Annotated in this window: 18 protein-coding genes; 5 read left to right on the top strand and 13 right to left on the bottom strand. The window is 51.3% G+C overall.

Translation table 11 applies throughout. From position 1 onward, the window contains the following. The gene (locus DFP98_RS04755) at window positions 1-1,173 is read right to left on the bottom strand and encodes a M20 metallopeptidase family protein (protein ID WP_116059417.1); all 1,173 of its coding nucleotides are present in this window, start codon (window positions 1,171-1,173) and stop codon (window positions 1-3) included. A 241-nt stretch (window positions 1,174-1,414) separates the two neighbouring features. On the opposite strand from DFP98_RS04755, the gene DFP98_RS04750 reads away from it, so the two are divergent. Together DFP98_RS04750 and ftsW are read left to right on the top strand one after the other, a co-directional pair. Beyond that, window positions 1,415-1,759 (top strand): YugN family protein, encoded by a 345-nt coding sequence (locus DFP98_RS04750; RefSeq protein WP_116059416.1) that lies wholly within the window; start codon window positions 1,415-1,417, stop codon window positions 1,757-1,759. 20 nt (window positions 1,760-1,779) lie between these two features. Then, a complete protein-coding gene (gene ftsW, locus DFP98_RS04745; protein ID WP_116059415.1) occupies window positions 1,780-2,991 on the top strand; it encodes a putative lipid II flippase FtsW in 1,212 nt (403 codons plus the stop codon). 57 nt (window positions 2,992-3,048) lie between these two features. On the opposite strand, the gene DFP98_RS04740 is transcribed toward ftsW, so the two are convergent. After that, window positions 3,049-3,429 carry an Asp23/Gls24 family envelope stress response protein gene (locus DFP98_RS04740; RefSeq protein WP_116059414.1) on the bottom strand — a complete coding sequence of 127 codons (381 nt, stop codon included), beginning with the start codon at window positions 3,427-3,429 and terminating at the stop codon, window positions 3,049-3,051. Window positions 3,430-3,615: 186 nt separating this feature from the next. Here DFP98_RS04740 and cax point away from each other — a divergent pair, with 186 nt between their 5' ends. Next, window positions 3,616-4,677 (top strand): calcium/proton exchanger, encoded by a 1,062-nt coding sequence (cax, locus tag DFP98_RS04735; protein ID WP_246016419.1) that lies wholly within the window; start codon window positions 3,616-3,618, stop codon window positions 4,675-4,677. A gap of 35 nt (window positions 4,678-4,712) precedes the next feature. Here cax and DFP98_RS04730 read toward each other — a convergent pair whose 3' ends face one another. The 5 genes from DFP98_RS04730 to DFP98_RS04710 all read right to left on the bottom strand — a co-directional run bounded on the left by DFP98_RS04730 (window position 4,713) and on the right by DFP98_RS04710 (window position 9,603). After that, window positions 4,713-5,003 (bottom strand): Fpa/YlaN family protein, encoded by a 291-nt coding sequence (locus DFP98_RS04730; RefSeq protein WP_116059412.1) that lies wholly within the window; start codon window positions 5,001-5,003, stop codon window positions 4,713-4,715. A gap of 240 nt (window positions 5,004-5,243) precedes the next feature. Beyond that, window positions 5,244-5,483: an HPr family phosphocarrier protein gene (locus DFP98_RS04725; RefSeq protein ID WP_116059411.1), complete on the bottom strand. Its 240-nt coding sequence runs from the start codon at window positions 5,481-5,483 to the stop codon at window positions 5,244-5,246. Between the two features lie 83 nt (window positions 5,484-5,566). Beyond that, window positions 5,567-6,682, bottom strand: coding sequence for an aminopeptidase (locus DFP98_RS04720; protein ID WP_116059410.1), 1,116 nt, complete (start codon window positions 6,680-6,682; stop codon window positions 5,567-5,569). Between the two features lie 47 nt (window positions 6,683-6,729). Beyond that, window positions 6,730-7,464: a hypothetical protein gene (locus DFP98_RS04715; RefSeq protein ID WP_147310130.1), complete on the bottom strand. Its 735-nt coding sequence runs from the start codon at window positions 7,462-7,464 to the stop codon at window positions 6,730-6,732. A 150-nt stretch (window positions 7,465-7,614) separates the two neighbouring features. Beyond that, entirely contained in the window at window positions 7,615-9,603 is a 1,989-nt protein-coding gene (locus DFP98_RS04710) for a sensor domain-containing diguanylate cyclase (RefSeq protein WP_116059408.1), read from the bottom strand. Between the two features lie 368 nt (window positions 9,604-9,971). Here DFP98_RS04710 and rpsD point away from each other — a divergent pair, with 368 nt between their 5' ends. Further along, window positions 9,972-10,571 (top strand): 30S ribosomal protein S4, encoded by a 600-nt coding sequence (gene rpsD / locus DFP98_RS04705; protein WP_116059407.1) that lies wholly within the window; start codon window positions 9,972-9,974, stop codon window positions 10,569-10,571. Between the two features lie 511 nt (window positions 10,572-11,082). Here rpsD and DFP98_RS40375 read toward each other — a convergent pair. The 5 genes from DFP98_RS40375 to DFP98_RS39675 all read right to left on the bottom strand — a co-directional run bounded on the left by DFP98_RS40375 (window position 11,083) and on the right by DFP98_RS39675 (window position 14,198). Next, a complete protein-coding gene (locus tag DFP98_RS40375) occupies window positions 11,083-11,277 on the bottom strand; it encodes a YhjD family protein (protein ID WP_116059406.1) in 195 nt (64 codons plus the stop codon). 366 nt (window positions 11,278-11,643) lie between these two features. Continuing rightward, on the bottom strand, window positions 11,644-12,678 hold the full coding sequence (locus DFP98_RS38600) for a hypothetical protein (RefSeq protein WP_147310129.1): 1,035 nt from the start codon (window positions 12,676-12,678) through the stop codon (window positions 11,644-11,646). 178 nt (window positions 12,679-12,856) lie between these two features. Beyond that, a complete protein-coding gene (locus tag DFP98_RS39430) occupies window positions 12,857-12,979 on the bottom strand; it encodes a CD1375 family protein (protein ID WP_220377051.1) in 123 nt (40 codons plus the stop codon). Between the two features lie 2 nt (window positions 12,980-12,981). After that, window positions 12,982-13,281, bottom strand: coding sequence for a hypothetical protein (locus DFP98_RS04690; protein WP_116059405.1), 300 nt, complete (start codon window positions 13,279-13,281; stop codon window positions 12,982-12,984). A gap of 11 nt (window positions 13,282-13,292) precedes the next feature. Then, window positions 13,293-14,198, bottom strand: a complete 906-nt coding sequence (locus DFP98_RS39675) for a tail fiber protein (RefSeq protein ID WP_246016418.1) — start codon at window positions 14,196-14,198, stop codon at window positions 13,293-13,295. Between the two features lie 1,151 nt (window positions 14,199-15,349). On the opposite strand from DFP98_RS39675, the gene DFP98_RS38595 reads away from it, so the two are divergent. Further along, complete coding sequence (locus tag DFP98_RS38595; RefSeq protein ID WP_147310128.1) at window positions 15,350-15,802, top strand: hypothetical protein; 453 nt, start codon at window positions 15,350-15,352, stop codon at window positions 15,800-15,802. Between the two features lie 83 nt (window positions 15,803-15,885). Here the strand turns inward: DFP98_RS38595 and DFP98_RS04675 are convergent, their stop codons facing one another. Then, complete coding sequence (locus DFP98_RS04675) at window positions 15,886-16,047, bottom strand: XkdX family protein (protein ID WP_116059404.1); 162 nt, start codon at window positions 16,045-16,047, stop codon at window positions 15,886-15,888. Window positions 16,048-16,551: the final 504 nt, after the last annotated feature.

Raw genomic sequence — 16,551 nt, 5'->3', positions numbered from 1 at the left:
TCAGCAATCAAGCGCGGAATCGTCCGCCACCGCAATCAGCAGCCGGGCGGCATGCAGCATCGCTTCCTCCTCAATGTCGAACAGCGGATGGTGATGCGGCGCCGACTCCCCCTCCCGCTTGCCGGCCCCGACGAAAAAGAAGCAGCCGGGCTTGCGCTGGAGATAATAAGCGAAGTCTTCTCCGGCCATCACTCGTTCGCACGGACCGGAAGCTCCGTCCGGCAATTGCTCGGCGATGATCCGCAGCACACGCTCGGCTTCTCGTTCGTCATTTACGACGGGAGGATAGCCCTCGACAAACCGAAAACGATAGTCGCAGCCATGCATTCCGCACGTATGCTTGACGATCTCCTCCAGTCTGCTCCGTACGAGGTCTCTCATTTCCTTATTAAAGGAACGCACCGTCCCGGCTAACTTACAGCTGTCGGCGATTACGTTGTTGGCCGTGCCGGAGGCAAATCTGCCTACGGTCAGCACAGCGGCGTCCAGCGGATTGGCGCTGCGGGAGACGATCGTCTGCAGCGCAACGACGAGGGAGGCGCCCGCTACCAGGGCGTCCTTGCTCTCGTGCGGCAATCCGCCGTGCCCTCCGCTGCCGATAATCTCGATCTCGAACTCGTCCGGCGTCGCCATAAACGGACCCGGGCGGGTCGCCGCGGTGCCGAGCGGCATCGGGGACCAGAGGTGGACGCCGTAAACGGCGTCCGCCTCGTCCAGCCCGCCGTCCTCGATCATCCGAATCGCTCCGCCCGGCAGCAGTTCCTCTCCGGGCTGGAACAGGAAAACGCGAGTTCCCGCCGTCTCCTCTCGATGCAGGCTGTAATACTTGGCCACGGCCAGCAATTGTGCCGTATGCCCGTCGTGGCCGCACGCATGCATAACTCCCGGAACGCTCGAACGGTAGTCGCATTGTTTGGCGTCTTGGATCGGCAGCGCGTCGATATCGGCCCGCAGCGCAATCGTCCTTCCCGGCAGACCGCCGACACAGCGCGCTGCGACTCCCGTTCCCGCCGATGCCCGGCGAACTTCGAGCCCCCACTCCGCGAGCAGCGCCGCAATTTTGTCGGACGTTGCGTATTCCTCGAAGCTCAGCTCGGGATGCTGATGAAAATGCCGGCGCCATTTCACCATATCCCCGTAAAGAGACTGCAGCGTTTGCTCGTTGACCGTCATGGCGACGACTCCTTCCGAAAACCGCGTATTTGTATCATTGTATCAGAAACGGCAAGGCTCCGTAACCTGCCCTGCAGATTGCCCGCGGAATTGTCAATGAACGTTCGAACTTACAACCGGCTGCAGGGTTGCAGAAGGCCTACAAACCGACTATCATGGAAGTGGACGGCGCTTGCCAGAAGATGGCGATATTACGCGCTCAGCCTGCACGTTGGATTGGACCTACATAAGGAGGATGACCATGTTACTCGAAAATACAGGACTAAACGGAATTCGCAGTGATCTCGGCCATTTGGATGAATCCGGAGACAAGCTCGGCTTTGTTCGCTGGCAATGGGAGTATCGCCGCGCTACTTACGACTTGAAGCTTCACGACCGCACGAGCGGACAAGATTACTATCTGCGCATCGCCACCAGAGCGATCGAAGGCAAGCTGGAAAATCCGGAAGCCATCCTGGAAGTGGAAGGCGTCTATATCGGCCGCTCGACGTTCCCGCATGGACTGGATTACGAATCTGCGATTCCGGAGCCGATCTTGAACGCCGCTAAACAGCGCGCGCAGGATCTGAAGAAGCTGCTGTCCTAAGCGGCTTGGGGGAACTCGGGATGAAATCTCCGGAGAGCGGTCAGCGCGGCGCGCCAGATTTCCTGCTGCTGATCCTGACGCTTCTGCTCGTAGGATTCGGACTTGTCATGGTTTTCAGCGCCAGCTCCAGCATGGCGGTCACGAAGCCCGCCTACAACAATGACGCTTTCTACTTCTTGAAGCGTCAATTGATGTGGGTCGGGCTTGGCACGTTTATCATGCTTGTTCTGATGAATATCCACTTTCAGAAATATAAGAAGCTGTTTATGCTGTTCTTCATCGGCACGCTGGTTCTGCTCGCGCTTGTTCCGATTATCGGAGAGACGAGGAATGGCGCGAAAAGCTGGTTCGGCGTCGGTTCCTTCGGCATACAGCCGACCGAATTCGCAAAGCTGGCGATCATTCTGTACTTAGCCGCGATTATCGCGAAAAAGGACGAGAAGTTCCGGGATTTCAAAAAAGGGCTGCTTCCCGTCATGATCGTCGTCGGTTTTTTCGCCTTCCTCATCATGCTTCAACCCGACTTCGGCTCGTGCGCCATTCTCGTTATGTGCGCCTCGGCCATCGTCGTCGCCGGCGGATCGAATCTCAAGCATATTATGCTTTCCTCCGCCGTTCTGATCGGCTTGGCCGCGCTCGGGACAAGCGTCTATCTGCTGCTTAACCCGGATGCGGGATTCGGCTTCCGCGGCGACCGCTTCACCGCCTTTCTGGACCCACTGGCAGATCCGCAGGGAAGCGGATATCACCTGAACCGTTCGCTGCAGGCATTCGGACACGGCGGGCTGATGGGAGCGGGACTCGGTAACAGCGTTCAGAAGCTGTTCTATCTGCCGTATGCTTACAATGACTTTATTTTTGCGGTTATCGGCGAGGAGCTCGGCTTCATCGGAACGACGGTTTTTATTTTATTCTATGTGCTGTTCCTGTGGAGGGCGCTGATCGTCGCACTGCGCTGCCCGGACATCTACGGCACGCTTGTCGGAATCGGCATCGTCTCCTTGATCGCGATCCAAGCGCTGATCAATATGGGAGGCGTCAGCGGTGCGATTCCGATTACCGGGGTAACGCTGCCGTTCATTAGCTACGGGGGCTCGTCGATGCTTATGCTTCTGGCGGGCATGGGGATCCTGCTCAGCGTGTCCAGGGAGTACAATCGCTTGGAGAAAACGACTCAGCCCGCTTCTGCAGCCCCGACAACGACCTATACCCGCACTAAAGTCCATCGTTAATATGCTTAAAAGAGGGCTGTCCGCTTGGACAGCCCTCTTCTCATGTTCTAGGATACATTATTTCACCCGGTTAGGCTCATCGACGGCTTCTTCGTCCTTGAAGGCTACGCCTTCCACCTTGACGTTGACCTCGACGACGTTCAAGCCTGTCATGTTCTCGACGGCTTCCCGAACGTTCTCTTGCAATCTCCGCCCGACTTCCTGAATCGGAATGCCGTACTGGACAACAATTCGCAAATCGATTGCCGCTTCGACCTGGCCAACCTCGACGGAGACGCCCTTCTGAGCGTTGCGTCCGCTTAGTCTCTTGGCCAATCCTTCCGATATGCCGCCCGACATCGCGGCGACTCCCGGCGTCTCCAGCGCCGCCAATCCGGCAATCGTGGCAACGACGTCATCGGAAATCCGTATCATACCTTGCTGCAGTTCATCTGTCATAGCGGCCCACTCTCCCCGACCTAATATGTTTCCATTGTAATGGAAGACCAGACCATAATCAACCGCACTCGACCGCCTGCCGCGTTTTGTTCAAAAATCTCCGTTTACTGCAATACAAAAATTGGGTATAGTAAGAAATACCAATCCGAGACTTTCTATATTCTGCCTCCAAGAAGGTGTATCCGCTTGTTAAAAAAATCGTTCTATCCCCTGTTGATCTTGACGTTTCTTCTGAGCGCCCTTTCCCACTATTTGCATTGGGGGATGGAGCTTCAGTTCGCCTTTGCCGGAATCGCGATTTTATTCGCCGCGGGCCTGCTCGGCAAGGCGACGGAATCGGTTGCGCACTATGCGGGACAACGGCTCGGCGGATTTCTGAACGCGACGTTCGGCAATGCGGCCGAGCTGATTATCGCCATCTTCCTGATCAAGGAAGGACTGTTCGAAATCGTCAAAGCCAGCTTAACCGGCGCGATCATCGGCAACTTGCTGCTCGTGCTCGGCGCAAGCGCTTTGACAGGCGGGCTCAAGTTCAAGGAGCAAAAGTTCAACGTCCATCTGGCCGGGCAAAATGCATCGCTGATGCTGCTCGCCATTATTGCCCTGTTCATTCCCGCTATCTTCGTGCAAACCGAGCATATCTCCGTGCATGATACGCTCAGAATGAGCGAGATCGTAGCCGCTTTTCTGATCATTGCCTATATCGGCTGGCTCATCTATTCGATGGTCACCCATAAAGATCTGCTCGCAGACAACGAGGAAACGAAGGCCGATCACGGCGAAAGCCCCGGTTGGTCCAAATCGCTGTCCGTCGTTCTGCTGGTCGTCGCTACCGTTATGGTCGCTTTCATCAGCGAATGGCTCGTCCATACGCTGGATGCGTTCTCCGCGCGATTCGGCCTGTCGGAATTGTTCATCGGCGCCTTTGTCGTAGCCATCGTCGGCAATGCGGCGGAACACAGCGCGGCTATCATGCTCGCCTTGAAGAACAAGATGGGGGCCGCGGTCGAGATCGCCGTCGGCAGCAGCTTGCAGATCGCCCTGTTCGTCGCTCCCGTGCTCGTCTTTGTCAGCTTGCTGTTCGGCGGGGGGATGAATCTTATCTTCACGACGATCGAGCTGGCCGCCATCGCCGTAGCCGTATTCATCGCGATCTCCATCTCGCGGGACGGATCGACGACCTGGTTCGAGGGCATGCTGCTGCTGTTCGTCTATGCTATTCTCGGAGTCGCGTTTTTCTTCGTCTAAAAAAAGAAGAGCAGCAACCCTGCCCTGTCAGGGTGCTACTCTTCTTTCTTTTCCAACGCTTCGTATAGCATCGCCAGATTGCGTTCCAATTGACTGATCAACAGCTTGCCAGCGCTCTCGTCGACCAATCCTGTACGCACCGCGAAATCAACCGCCCGTGAGAAGCCGTACATCTGGGTGTCCAGAACTTCTTCGTACAACGGGCATTTACGAGTCGTTAGGTTTTCCATCTGGATAGCGATCAACTTCTCGATCTTATCGGCGTCTTCCCGAAGCAGCCTTAGCGCTTTCTCGTGAAGATCGACTAGGGTATCCGACGCTGCCATTCCCACTCCCCCTGTGCCCTTGCGTGCAATTGTAAGCAAATCTCCGTCGGAACGACGAAGGCTCTAAGCCATTTGTCTAGCTATCACTTTTATATTAGACCATAATGCCCGGAAGCACAAGGACAGGTAACCGTATTCTCCGAAACTTTCCGCTCCAAACAGACGAAAGAGCCGTCTCGGGGGCGCAATGCCCTAACGAGAACAGCTCCTTAAACCTCAACTCCAGAACATTAAAGCGGATTATTCCACAACTTTGACGTTAAGGCCGTGCTTGGAGAAAATTTCTCCGAGCTCCTTCTTTGCTTCCTCGGCATCCGGACCGTGAACATGAAGCTCATAAGAAAGGTTGCCTACGAGCGTCGTGAACAATCCCAGAATGCTCTTCACGTCAATGTACTTGTTCTCCGCTTGAAGAACGATGGAAGAACGAAACTTATTTGCGGTTTGGGATAACTCTACAATTGCAGCATTGTTCGACACGGAATTCCCTCCTAAATTTTAGGCGTAGCAATCTCTCCAACATCATAACTTGTTCCCCTCTTTTCACGCAAGGGAAAAAATCATTATTTCAAGAAATCCGGGTTCAGCCCTTCCAGTTCGGGGATAACGAAGAGGCCGTCCTTGCGGATCAGCACATCGTCGAAGTACACTTCCCCGCCGCCGTATTCGGGACGCTGAATGAGAACGAGATCCCAGTGGATGGACGAACGATTGCCGTTGTCGGTCACCTCGTACGCCTGCCCGGGAGTGAAATGCAGGCTTCCCGCGATTTTCTCGTCGAACAGCGTATCCTTCATCGGATGAAGAATAAAAGGATTAAAGCCCAGGCTGAACTCGCCGATATGCCTTGCGCCCTCGTCGCTGTCCAGCAGCGCGTTGATCCGCTCGGTATCGTTGGCCGAAGCTTCCACGATTTTGCCGTTTTCGAACGTGAACTTGATGTTCTCGAACGTAAATCCGTTATAGACGCTAGGCGTATTGTAAAAAATCGTGCCGTTGACCGAGTCGCGTACCGGGCAGGAGTATACCTCGCCGTCGGGTATGTTGCGCTCGCCGGAGCATTTTTGGGCGCCGATGCCTTTGATCGAGAACGACAGATCGGTGCCGGGGCCGACAATGCGCACTTTGTCCGTACGAGCCATCAGCTTCTGCAGCGGGTCCATCGCACGGTCCATTTTAGCGTAATCGAGATTGCAGACGTTGAAGTAAAAATCCTCGAACGCCTCCGTGCTCATATTCGCAGATTGGGCCATCGCGCTGTTCGGATAACGCAGCACGACCCACCTCGTCTTCTTCACCCGCTGCTCCATATGTACCGGATGACGATGGATGCGGTCGTACGCCTTCATGCGGTCTGCAGGCACGTCGGCCAGTTCGTTGGCATTGTCGCCGGCCCGAATGCCGATATAAGCGTCCATCCGCTGCATCCGCTCCAAGTCATACGCCGCCCAGGTTTGCAATTGCTCGTCGGTCGCGTTGAGAAGCAAGGTGCGCAGCACCGAACGGTCTTCTATTTCAACGAACGGATTTCCTCCAAGCTTGGCCACTTCCTCGATCAAGCTTTTGAGCAGTTCCCGCTCGGAGCCGATCATTTCGATAAGCACATTTTCTCCCGGCTTCACCTTCACCGAGTACCCTGCCAAGTTGGTGGCCAATTGCCGGATTCGCGGATCTCTCATACTGACACTCCTTCTCGCTGATTTCCTTTTTCAGAGATCAATCGACTTTATTGTACCACCTTAGCCGCTGCAAGGAAATTCGTTTCCGAGGTTCGCTTCTCGCTGTACGTTTTTCCTTCCCACTCGTAAAGCAGCTCCGTCTCCTCCACCATCCGTTCCGGAAACCAGCTTTTGGAATTGGCCGTCCAGAGCACGACCGTATCGACCTTTAACGTGGCGAGAGCGGCCTCAAGCCTGCGTTCGGAAGCTTTCAGCGTCTTGCGCGCCTGCTCCGGATGCCGGACATAAAGCCGTTCATCCGCGCCGACTTCCGCGAGCTCCTTGCGAAGCGCATCCGCAATCCGCTGCTTGGCCGTCTCCTCGCGCAATTGGATGCGAATACGCACTGGCTCGCCCGGCGCAGGAGCGGTGGCGTAAGCCATCGAAGCATTACGGCCGTTCAGCGCTTCGAGCAGGCTTAGCGGCTTGTACCCGGGGACGATCCGTTCATTCTCGTCGAGCACGCCTGAAGCCTTGTCCGACTCCGTCCAATTAAGCTTCAGATTGCCGTGAAGGCTGACCTCTCCTTTGAACGAAGCGCTTTTCTCTACTTTCCCCCCAGGACTATACACGGCGAGTTTCCCCGCAAAACCGTAGCTCTCGCTGCCGGACAGCGCCGAAGCCGATAAAGCGAATGCCTCGTTCGCCGACACTCCTCCCGCCGCTCCCATGCAGCCGGTCAAAAGCGGAAGAAGCCATCCCGTTCCGCAAATTAGTAGGCAATGCCTAACCTTTTTATGCATTTCGTTGTCATCTCCCCCTCGCTTCGTATCGTTTCCCCATTTGCCGGGTCTATACACCAAGGGGACCTTCATCTCGAAAAGCGCGCAGGCGGCGCCGGGTTTTCCTCCCCGACGCCGCCTGCGTTTTGATGCCTATACGTTACTCGTGCATTAACCGACAACAATACAATTGCGCCCATGATGCTTCGCTTCGTACAGCGCCATATCGGCCTTGTAGAACAGCATTTCGACGCTGACCCGCTCATCCTGGAGCCGCCATTCCGAAATGCCGCACGATACGGTTACTTTCGGATTGGTCTCCGACTCGACCCGCTGCCGAATTCTTTCCGCAACCCGCTCCGTCTGCTCCAAGCTGAGCAGCGGCAAGTAGATCGCCAGTTCCTCCCCGCCCCAGCGGGCGGCGATATCGCTGTCCCGAATCGAAGTGCGAATAATCTGACTCACCTGAATCAAAATATCGTCCCCGACCTGATGCCCGTAGGTATCGTTAATTTTCTTGAAGTGGTCGATGTCGACGACGATCAAAGAGCCGGAGCTGTCTTTCAACTGCTTGCGGCCGATTCGCTCGTTCAAATAATGCCGCGCATACAGACCGGTCAAATTGTCGGTAATGACCATCCGTCGCACTTCGGCATGCAGGGTAGCGTTCGAAATCGCCAGACCCAAATGGGCCGACAGCACCTGCAATAACTTGTAGTTATCGTAGGAGAAAAAGTTCGATTCGCGCTTCGCGATCATCACCGCCCCGATGACTTCTCCGTTGAGCAGCAGCGGCGAAGCGAGCAAGGAGCGCGAGTCCGTCACGTCCATAAGCTTCGACTGGACAGGCGTCGCCGAGCAGTAGTCCGACAGAATGATCGGTTCCTGGGTCGACCACATGACGCCGCAGAAGCCGTAATCTTTCGAGTACGTCTCCCCGATCATCTCCGCTACGTTCGAGGACATGACCATGAATTGTTGAAGTCCGGTATCGAATTGAAGGATGCAGCAAAAATCCGACTTAAAAATCGCAAGCAGCTCGGCAGAAGCGAACTGCATCGTCTCCGACAGCTTCAAACTGCTGTTGAGCCTCTGCGTAAGCTCGTTGATGAGGCGCAGCTCTCCTACGAGAACGTTGGCCTGCTCATGAAGCTTCGCCTTCTCGAAAGCGGCTCCCGCCGCACCCGCGAGCATCGTCAGGAAGCTGATGTCCGCTTCATCCAGCTGCTTCTCCGGCATATCTAGCCTAAGCACGCCGTACACACCCTGCTTACCAGACAGCGGTAGCGCGGCGCGATGACGCCCAACCGAGAACTCCTCGCGGATTTTCCCGTCGAGGAAAGCCGCCTTGCAAAGCTCCATCTCGTTGAGATGGAAAGCGAGCGGGCGAACCTTCTCGTTCGGGCTCGAATAATCCTGGGAGAGAAATAAGTCCGCCTTGCAAACCGGGTACAGCTGTTCGAGACTGTCCAGCACTTCGGACAGCACGCTCTCGACGTCGATATGGTCGTTCAGCCGCCTCATGACGCCGAACAGCGTATTCCGGCGAACCTCTTCTTTATTGGACAGCTTGCGTTCCCTCAGCAAGCCTCCGACGAATAAATTCTCGAAGCTCCGGTAGATGCAGCTTCGTATATGAAGCGCTGCGGCCTGAAGAAGCTTCAGGTCGCCCGCCTGCGCAGTGCCTGCCGGAAGCAGACATGCGACAACTGCGTATGGAAAGCCGGTCGTTCTCGCAAAGATCGGCACGGCAATCGAATCGTATTCTTTGAGCTTGGCGATACGATGCTCTTCCGCACGCATCAGCGTTGGGCGGCAAGTATCCAGCGCTCTGCTGGCGGCCGTAGGGCCGATGCCCGTTTCGCCCCAGAATGGAAGCTCGGCTTCCGACTCTTCCGAGGGCTGACTCGTGTTGACATTCGTTCCGTCCGGGTGAAGCAGCGCGATCGGCCCACCCAGCCAAGGGAAGCCTTCCGCTTCTTCCAGCCACTTTGCGAAGCCGCTTGCCAGCAAATCATGGATATACGGCAAGTCCGCTTCGGTTAGCTCCTGCTTCTGTAACCACTGAGGCAGTTGCTGACGGGTAAGGGACGGATTCTCCGTAACGTTTGGCGTTTCGTGATGTTGCTGAACATTCCTCTTGTAGACCGTACCCGACACCCCCTAATCCCCCGTGTAACTCTCTTTACTATACAATGAAACCGTGATTTTTGCACTAACCTCTATAGAAGTCTATAGCCTTTTGACTTATTTTCTCAGCCCTTGTTTCTCACAGTTTTAGCGCCTCGAAGTCGCTCATCGTCGGCGTAAAACAATTCAAATAAAACAACGCCTCTTGACAAATTCCCTCAGCTTCTTATAATATATCTTGTTGAATACTGGGCTTAGATCTTGTGGCACCCTCTCGGACGATCCACCGGCGGGCAGCGGCTGAACTCCCTGCCGGAACCAATATCGGTTATTGGACAATCCGCGCAACGAGACCCATTTTCAAAACTATTTATTTTGAAAAAGGAGTTTTCTCACACATGGCAAGATATACAGGTCCTAAGTTCAAGTTAAGTCGCCGCCTGGGCATTTCTCTGGGCGGATCGGGCAAGGAATTGAAGCGGGCATTCCCTCCGGGACAACACGGCGCCAACCAACGCCGCAAAATCAGCGGATACGGCATGCAGCTGCAAGAAAAACAAAAGCTTCGTCACATGTACGGATTGAACGAGAAGCAATTCCGCAACTTGTTCGACCGCGCTTCGAAGCTGCAAGGCATCGCCGGCGACAACTTCATGATCTTGTTGGAAAGCCGTCTCGACAACCTTGTCTACCGTCTCGGCATGGCTAACTCCCGTTACGGTTCCCGTCAACTGGTCTCCCACGGCCACGTTACGGTCAACGGCAAGAAAGTCGACATCGCTTCCTACATCGTGCAAACAGGCGACGTAATCGGCCTTCGCGAGCGTAGCCGCTCCATGAAGTCGATCAAGGAAGCTCTGGAAGGACGTCACCACATTCCTGGCTACCTGGACTACAACGCCAACACGATGGAAGGCAAGTACACTCGTCTTCCGGATCGCGGCGAGCTGTCCCAAGAAATCGACGTTAAACAAATCGTCGAATTCTACAGCCGTTAATTTCGGCTGAACGCAAACCTAGTTAACAAAAACCCCGGGATCCCCTATAGCAGTGGGATTCCGGGGTTTTTGCCGGTATCGATAAATTGCAGATACTACAGTAAAATGCGTCGAAATGGAGCTAATTGGGGCTAAACTTTACGTGGTAGGCGCTATCTCCTTTCACTATTGCGCCGTGAAATTCATAAACGTTTAAGAGTAAGAAGAGCGAAAGGAAGCCCCGGTCATTGATCTCCGGGGCTTCTCATAATATCCAGAAAACGGAACCTTAACCGTCTCACCGTTTCGATAGACATGCACAAACGTAGTCCTGGTATCCATTTCCGTTATTGTACCTCTCACCGCCTCTTCACTCCCCCATACGTCAATACGACTTCGATCTCTTCTCTTTTCGCTCCGGTCAATTGATCCGCTAATTCTCAAGCTCAAACTCGTCTCTTGTTGGTCTCTTCGCCTTGTATGTTTTTCAAGGCATAGCTATTTCCATACTTTCAACAGCTTTAGCAATAGACTACTTCTCCGCTCTCATAATCTCCCGCGTCATCACAAATTTGTTTTCGTAGCCCCTGTAGAGATAACAAGTGTATACGATATCGTCCTGCTTCTGATCAGAAAGGATGTTAATATCTCGTTTCTTTAACTCCCGCCGTGCACCGAAGGAGTCAAGGCTTACACGATCTAGGAGCACCCGTATGAATCGTGGCATTACATTGCGCATGAATATTTTGAGATCGGCTTATCTCGAAGATCATCAACTATACGTAAGCCACTGTACAGATCGCGGGATACCGCAAAAATCAATTCGAATGGCTGGCACAACATATTGGACGGCCAGTAGAGATGATAGAATTAACGGTCCCAAACAAGCATAAACGAGCTTTCTACGGACTTGAGGATCGAATTAAGACGGGCGAGGATCGGGATTTCGTTTATGTGAAACCGAGAATAAATGCGCGGGTACGGCTCCGGAATTGGACGAGAGCGGGATGTTGAGAAGTCCGGAGTTTGTGGAGTTTGTTACATAGAAATAGCCCGAGAGCCGCAGCCCTCGGGCTATCCATTCAATTGTGATTTAATATCCCATCATTCCAACTTCTGCAACAGTAATCACTGCTCCCCCATTATTACCCTTAAAGTTTAATCTGTATTTATTGTAGGCAGTAGTATTGCTAAAAGAGTAGGTGTTTGGCGAATCTGTTGTCCACAAAGTAACATTTGATTGTGTATCTAAAGCAACCCACTTTTGCGCTTGATTATCATAGGCTTCAAATACCCATGAATTTGGAGATTGAGCGTAGGCATTTGCAGGGTCATTATTTTTCATTAAAATCGAATAGCTATTTACTCTTTTTTCTACGTTAAACTCATACTGTAACCAACCAGTTTTGTTCCCCGCGGCAGTTGAGAAGGCACCGCATCCGTTATCGAAAGCCGCGAAAGCTCTCGAATTGTGTGTATTATCATAGCTACTAGAAGTTGCTGTGCCGTACTCATCAGAATCTCCCGTCATAGGTTCGATTAATGAATATGTCGTTAAACTGCATGCATCGATCTGCGGTCTCGAAGTGGGGGATGGTGTTGGGGTTGGTGTAGATTCATTCGATCCCACACTATCCCACGGTTGTCCATTGTTAATTAATAGTGTCGCATTGCCTATTGTACTATCGACCCACCCGCCTGCAAGAAGTTGGGAGTTGGTTGAGCTTGAAATGGATCCGTAATAAACGCGATCGGAACAATTGTTAACTCCCCCGCCAAATGCAATGCGATAGTTTTCCGTCGTATTGGATCCAATTGAAATTGGTGTTCCTGGAGTAATAGCAGATTCTATTCCGTTGTATGAACTTCCTGCTGTTGTCTGTTGAGATCCATCTTTCTTAAATAGTTTCAATGTTACATTTGCATTTTCGCTGCTTAGATTTGTAATATTAATTGATAGATTGGCGATATGCGAAGTATCACAGTATGCATTCATGGGAATCGTGAATACCTGATCTCCTTCAGCAACATTACTTTGACTATTCGCAAAAACGAGTGTCGATAATGACACAACGGCGATAACGAAAGCTGTAAGCATTGTAAACAAAAGCAGAGATTTTTTCTTCATAATATTAACACTACCTCCTAGGTAAGTCATTTTTTCATCATACAAGGAAAATTCAGGAATGTGCAGTCTGATATTCGACATAAATCTACATTATATTGGAGAGTTAGAAGAACCCCCCCTGGAAATGCTTCATTAAAACAGAAAATAGCCCGAGAGCCTAAGCCCCCGAGCTGTTCGTTTAAGATGCGGAACCTAGCCTATCTGCGTCAATAATCGTTTGAACATCGGCGCGCCAGCGGATCGGTACGTCGATAATCGTACGTAATCCTTCTTTGATCAGGTCATAGTAAATTTTCGCCACAGTCATTCACCTCCGTTGAATTTAAGCCAGTTCGGCCAGCGCGAGTTATAGGTATGTTGTGCTTCGGCCAATTCTACAAGGGCGAGCTTCAATTCGAGATTCTCGGTCTTAAGCTGCAAGATTCGATCCGGTTCGGGTTCAGGCGCTTCTGGTCGTGTCCAAGAAAGACCGTCATAGATGTCTCCTGGTTGCACATCGTCATCGGACCCAAGCGGTAACATATGCACAGAGACAATTTCTCCCGATAATTGCGAGACACTGACACATCGACCCGATTCATCGAGTTGGGCGTATTTATACATATTTTCACTCCTCACTCATATTCAACTACTTGCCAAGATATTGGGATATTCACAGAACTTGAAAGGTTAACTATTTGTAAGTTTGTTGCGCTAGTTAATTGAGCTCTTCCCATAAAGTTACCCGAAATCATGTTCGCGGGATGCAGTAAACATTTGTCCGGGTTTACTGCACTAATTGTTATGTTGAGTACTCCCAAATAGGAAGATGGCACAGTCCCAAGTATGCCTCTTTGGATGCTCTTCACTCCCCCCATGCTCTTCCAACCTCCATCATAGAATTCTAGCCGTCCCCCATTAATCCGCAATGGAACTCCACCCGTGAACTTGTCTATCGCCTGCTTCGTCCGCTGCGGCGTCATAAACTTGTTGGTCGCCGTTCCCGCCTCTACCTCAGCCTGCGTCGCTGTTCCGTAGTTGTCGACGCTTCCGAGCCCCACCTGTGTCTTCGTAATTGAATCCAGACGGGCTATGTCATCGTTAGCTACAGGAGCTGCCACCTTTGCCCGACCAGCAGCGTCCCTGATGATGAGTCTGCTGACCGTAGCGGTTGAGGTCGCGCCATGGACGTTGGTCGCATTGACATGAGTGGTGAGCGAATCCGATGCTCCCGATGCTGCCTCCATAGCATCCTTGACCGCCTTCGGCGTTGCGGCCCGGTCCTCTACGACGCTATTGGTCGCGCTGGATAGCTGCACCTTACCTTTTGTAGTCAGCGTGGCATCGGGAATGTCGGCATTTTCAAGTGCTTCGAATAATTCCGTGATCGCCCCCGCTGCATCCTTCGTCGCCGTTGGAACCGCCGATAGATCGCCCAATGCCGAATCGATTATATCCATGTTGTCGTTAATAACGGATATGTCCGCTGTTTCGCTCGCTAACGGCTTCTTTAGACCGATATGCGGCGTCATTTCAGGCATTCGCCTCAGCTCCTTGTCTGCATTATTATCCTTTCATCTACTGGTGGCAATCGTACGACAAACAAAAAAGCCCGGACAGCATACGCTCCCGGACTGATCGTTATTAGAATTGTTGGCCGCTATTTATAGACACAGTTAATCTTCCATATGTCTTGAAGATTTACCTAGTTCAGTAATTCCTGGATTAGTAATTGGTGTACCATCTTTTTGATATTTGTTCCGAAGCATCATACCCCCACATTTCAATTTCATGAATTGCTAAATTCACATTGTATGTTGTAGGACCATTATTTTTGTGATATTTATCCTATAGCTAGTGTAAGCCGTATTATTTGTTATTTCGAATGTATATGGTCCCATTACTCCCCAATCATTAAAATCTTCTGCATTACTCAATGTTGTACAGTCCGTTCCATTTACCGACCTTCGAAGTCATATTAGGAATTTAAACTTTTAAGTTCTGGTTCCGCAGCAAATGTACTTATTCAAAGGAAAAAAGTTGATACGAACATAATAATAGACAGAAGCGCTTGGTAAAACTTCTTCAATGTAAGTCCTTCTCTCTTATGTATGGCCACCATTATGCAAGGAAGATTCGGGAATTTGCAGTCTGATATTCGAAAGGAATCTACAGTTTGCTATAAGGTTAAAAGGAAAATCCCGGAAACTTCGGTAGCCGGGAGGATCGCGAGTTTTGTTTCCAATTGATTTTCATGGCGATCATCCCCATTAAATTTAATAAGCGCACTGATCGCCTCGGCCAGTATCGTGCCAATGACAGTGCGCCACTGACATTTTTGATTGTCCTTAATCTCGTCCAACCGATAATGTACCGACTTAGCTGAATAGAGTGCTTGTACGGCCGTCTCACTGGCGCTGGTCGCTCGAGCGAACTGGCCGTCCATATGTCCAAGTTGGTCTCAACGCGTGTCATGCGCTGCAGTACGTCCGTGTTATCCACTTGGCTCAACTACTCCACCTCCAATATAATAGGCTTCGCTTTATGCGGACCAAATCCCATATTTCGACATAAAAATACATCATATAGGTATTTATTATCTTTTTTAACATCAAATGCAACTATACCCTATCGAAAAACGTCTTACATTGTGAGTTGGCCAACTCCAATTTATCGAGAGAGGATGGATCACATGAGAAAAATCGCCATGACCTTGCTCGTATTTGTAATGATTGTTGCTGGATCTTCGTCCGCTTTTGCTGCAACAGCTATGGAGCCGGATAGTTCAAGTAATCCGAATATCTTCTATGCACCGAACGATTATTTTACCGGAACTATATCAAGCTATTCGGATACTGACTATTTCCGATGGACGAATGACACGGGAAGTGCTAAAACTTACTGGGTGTATCTGTACAACCTTGACGATCCAAGTCTAGACTACTGGATATATTCGGTGAGCGCTTCCGGCTCGTCACCCGGAAGCTTCAGCCAGTATTTCGATCAAATGGGACGCGAATGTTGGACTGTTTACGTTCCCGCTAATAGTGTGTTAAACGTCGAGGTTCGAGCATCCGATCCATCAAAAGTTAATCCAACTTCCAGATATGAAATTGTACTTAGGTCGGTGCCACCTGCTCCTTGATAGTCGGATAATAGAAAATAGAGCCCTGATTACTGGGGCTCTATTTTAATAAGGAAACCTTCAATCAAGTTCCTTTTACCTCTCTAATTAAATAGTCTGCTTTTTGCGAAGCCTTCGTACCTCTCATCTGTAATGGATTCGTATTGTTGCACGGTTATCTTATCCGCTATCACAAACTTTGCGACGTCTGCATTGCTGTAACGCTCAGCATCGTAATGCCGCTTCCCTGTCGCAAACCAATCCATTTATAGCAGCCCCCTTGTCGACGAGCTCAAGCACAACGTGGCTTGTTCCATTTCTGACTGTTCCAACCGACGCTCCGTGTCGTCTAGTCTGATTTGCGTATCGACGAGTTCGAGAGCGAGCATGGTCGACTCGTCTCGAGTTGCGCTATGCGATCGGGTGGCGCAGTTAGAATCGGCTCTGCTCGTTCGACCAGTGACTGCTCAATGTAGTGACCTAATGCCTCATCAAATAGGTATGTTACATCTGCAACCGTTTCAGCGTCGATACGGATTGTTCGTGTTATAGTTAAACCGCCCAACACGGTTTTTACATTGTATTTTTATCCAATTTATACCTCGTAAACTACGCCATCCATTAGATACCTACTCATAGACTATCCTCCACCTTATTTAAATCTGATCCTCGACACTTCCGAACGAACATACTGCGGATTGCCACCCAAGACCAAACCAAGTTCATGGCCATAATTATTAATATATATCAAAGTGAAAACGATCGGTTTG

This window comes from Cohnella phaseoli, assembly GCF_003386235.1.
Taxonomy (GTDB): Bacteria; Bacillota; Bacilli; order Paenibacillales; family Paenibacillaceae; genus Cohnella; species Cohnella phaseoli.
This window is presented reverse-complemented; position numbering and strand designations above follow the sequence as displayed.